A 3,304-nucleotide genomic window follows, 5' to 3' on the forward strand; every position below is an offset into this window, starting at 1 on the left:
TCATCTTTATAAAAAGACTTACTTTAGCAAAGATCAGGTGTAGGAGGAAAGGCGAATAGAGCCTGAGCAACCAATGGAGGAGGAACACAATATGGCATTCAAGGAGATTCAGCCGCAGGAGATGCGGGATGATGTGTTTACGCTGATTGGCAAGGATTGGCTCGTCGTTTGCGGCGAGAAGGATGGCAGAGCGAACGCGATGACGGCTTCTTGGGGCGGCATGGGGGTGCTCTGGGGCAAGCCTGTGGTGTTTATCTTTATTCGTCCGCAGCGTTACACGAAGGAGTTTGTTGATGCGGCAGATGGCTTTACGCTTTCCGTGCTTGATGAGTCGAAGCGCAAGACGCTCAACTATCTTGGCACGGTGTCGGGGCGCGATGAGGCGAAGATTGAGAAGGCGGGGCTTACGCCTATTTCGAATGGGGGGTTCACGTACTTTGCTGAGGCGCGATTGGCGATTTTCTGCCGCAAGCTCTATGCGCAGGAGATGAAGGAGACGTGCTTTATTGTGCAGGAGCCTGCTGCAAAGTGGTATCCTGAGAGGGATTACCATACGATGTATGTGGCGGAAATTCAGAAGGTGCTTGTTCGCGCGTAGGGGGCAGGAGAGAGATATGCGGCAGGAGATTCATGAGCAGATCAAGGGGACGAGCCTTGCACGCGGTATGACGGATGCGGATGTCGATGCTCTTTTGGCATCGAGCCAGGTGCGTCTCGTACGCTATAAGAAGGGCGAGATCATCTTTCATGAGGGCGATGTGCCCGAGCGGCTTTTTTTGCTCATTTCAGGCGCGGTGCGCATATTGAAGGATACGTATTCGGGAAGGCAGATTTTTCTCGGCGAGATCCGTAAGCCCGGTGTGATGTTCGGCGAGGTGTATCTCTTCATTGAGCGCCATGCATACGATATGTTCACGCAGGCTCTTGTGCCGACGGAGCTTTTGGAGATTTCCAGCCGCATGTTGACACAGGGAGCTGCGGATGCGGCGCTGAGTGAGGCGTATGATTCGCAGCGCGTGCGCCTGCAGGGGCTGCTGCAGAGGAATCTCCTGCGCGATTTTGCGCGCAAGGCGTATCAGATGAACAATATGCTTAAGGTGCTTGCAAGCGGCTCTTTGCGTGGCAAGATCGCGCGCTATTTGATGCTGCAGCCGCAGCAGGACGGCGGCAAGATCTGCCTGCCTGAGAGCCGCGAGTCGACGGCGATCTATCTCGCGGTGTCGCGCCCTGCGCTTTCGCGGGAGTTGAGCGCCATGCAGCGAGAGGGGATTCTCTCTGTGGAGTCGCGTACCATTCGCATTTTGGATAGGGATCGGCTGGAGGAGTATTTGTAGAAGTTTGCAGCAATAAAAAAGCGTACAAGCCGTGATCGTTTGGGCTGTACGCTTTTTCTATTTTGTCTGATGTGTTTTATGCTTCCATGATGATCGGCAGGATCATGGGGCGGCGACGTGTGGCATCGAAGATGAAGCGGCTGAGAACGTCGCGGATGGTCGTTTTGATGACGGACCATTCGGTGACATGCTCATCTTCGCACTTCTTGAGGGCACTGAATACCCGCCGCCTGGCGGTGTCCATGAGTTCTTCGGATTCGCGCACGTAGACGAAGCCGCGCGATACGAAGTCGGGACCGGATACCATGCGCCCGGATGCGCGGTTGATGGTCACGACGACGATGATGACTCCTTCGCGCGAGAGTTGTTGGCGGTCGCGCAGGACGATGTTGCCGACATCGCCGACGCCGAGCCCGTCGATGAGGACGATGCCGGACTGCACTTTGCCGTTGAGCTTCGCCGAGTTGCGTGTGAGTTCGAGGATGCCGCCATTTTCGTTAAGGAAGATGTTTTCCGGGGGCATACCAAGGCTCTGCGCGAGTTTGGCATGGCGCACGAGCATACGGTATTCGCCGTGGACGGGCATGAAGTAGCGCGGACGGATCAGGTTGTGCATGAGTTTTAGCGCGTCTTGCCCCGCGTGTCCCGAGACGTGGATGCCTTCGCTCTTGCCGTAGACGACGTCGGCGCCGAGCTTCAGGAGGAGATCGATGGTTTTGCCGACGTAGCGTTCGTTGCCGGGAATTGGCGTCGCCGAGATGATGACGGTGTCCATCGGCGTGATGTTGACCTTGCGGTGCGAACTCATCGCCATGCGTGTCAGAGCGGACATCGGCTCGCCTTGACTGCCCGTCGTTGCGATGACGATCTGATTATCGTTGTAGCGGCCGATCTCGTCGATGTCGATGATCGTGCCTTCGGGTGCATTCAGATAGCCGAGTTCCATAGCGATGTTTGTGACGTTGACCATGCTGCGCCCGAGGATCGCCACTTTGCGCCGATAGCGCACGGCGGAGTCGATGATCTGCTGGATGCGCGAGACGTTCGATGAGAAGGTGGCTACGATGATGCGCCCGCGTGCGCGCCGAAAGACACGGTCGAAAGCGACGCCGACGGTCGCTTCGCTCGGCACCGGATCGGCTCGTTCGGCGTTTGTGCTGTCGGCGAGCATGAGCAGCACGCTCTTGTTGCCGATCTCCGAAAGCGTCTTGAAGTCTGTGAGTTTGCCGTCGACGGGCGTGTAGTCCATCTTGAAGTCGCCCGTGTGGAAGATCGTGCCGAGCGGCGTGCGGATCGCGAGCGCCACGGCGTCAGGGATGCTGTGGTTCACGCGCACGAACTTGATGGCAAAGCAGCCGAGCCGAAGCTGGTCGCCTGCCATGATGGGATGAAGGTTCTGCGTCGAAACGCCGCGTTCTTCTAAACGTCCCTTGAGGATGCCGAGCGTCAGCGGCGTGCCGTAGACGGGTACGTCAATTTGGCTCAGGACATACGGCAGGGCGCCGATGTGATCCTCGTGACCGTGCGTCAGCACGATGCCTTTGATATGGTCGCGGTTTTCCAACAGATAGGTGATGTCCGGAATGACGAGATCGATGCCGAGCATGTCTTCCGTCGGGAACATCAGTCCCGCATCAATGACGAGAATATCGTTGCCGAAGCGCAGTACCGTCATGTTTTTGCCGATTTCCCCGAGTCCGCCCAAGGGGATGACCTGTAATTTTTTTGCGCTGGCAGAATGACTGGTCGAATGTGTGTTTGAAGAATTTGAAGCCAAAAAATATACACCTCCAAAATTTTGTTTGTTTTTAGCTGAACCTCTGTCCAGCAAGTTTTAGCCGATCAATACACATCTCATAGTATTATATAACACATGAACTTTTTTTGCAAAAGAAAACGGTAAAAGCCGCCCGTACGGAAGATTGCAAGTTTAATTGTCGCATCGTTCTGTCAAACTTTGCCAGCTTATG

Annotated in this window: 3 protein-coding genes; 2 read left to right on the top strand and 1 reads right to left on the bottom strand. The window is 55.6% G+C overall.

Annotated elements, in window-relative coordinates; genetic code table 11:
• Positions 1–91 precede the first annotated feature (91 nt).
• Positions 92–598 (top strand): flavin reductase family protein, encoded by a 507-nt coding sequence (locus ACTTKG_RS09980; protein WP_442674049.1) that lies wholly within the window; start codon positions 92–94, stop codon positions 596–598.
• Between the two features lie 16 nt (positions 599–614).
• Entirely contained in the window at positions 615–1,334 is a 720-nt protein-coding gene (locus ACTTKG_RS09985; protein WP_442674050.1) for a Crp/Fnr family transcriptional regulator, read from the top strand.
• 76 nt (positions 1,335–1,410) lie between these two features.
• Here the strand turns inward: ACTTKG_RS09985 and ACTTKG_RS09990 are convergent, their stop codons facing one another.
• Complete coding sequence (locus ACTTKG_RS09990) at positions 1,411–3,111, bottom strand: ribonuclease J (protein WP_442674051.1); 1,701 nt, start codon at positions 3,109–3,111, stop codon at positions 1,411–1,413.
• Between the last annotated feature and the right edge of the window lie 193 nt (positions 3,112–3,304).

This window comes from Selenomonas sp. (assembly GCF_052169755.1).
Taxonomy (GTDB): domain Bacteria; phylum Bacillota; class Negativicutes; order Selenomonadales; family Selenomonadaceae; genus Selenomonas.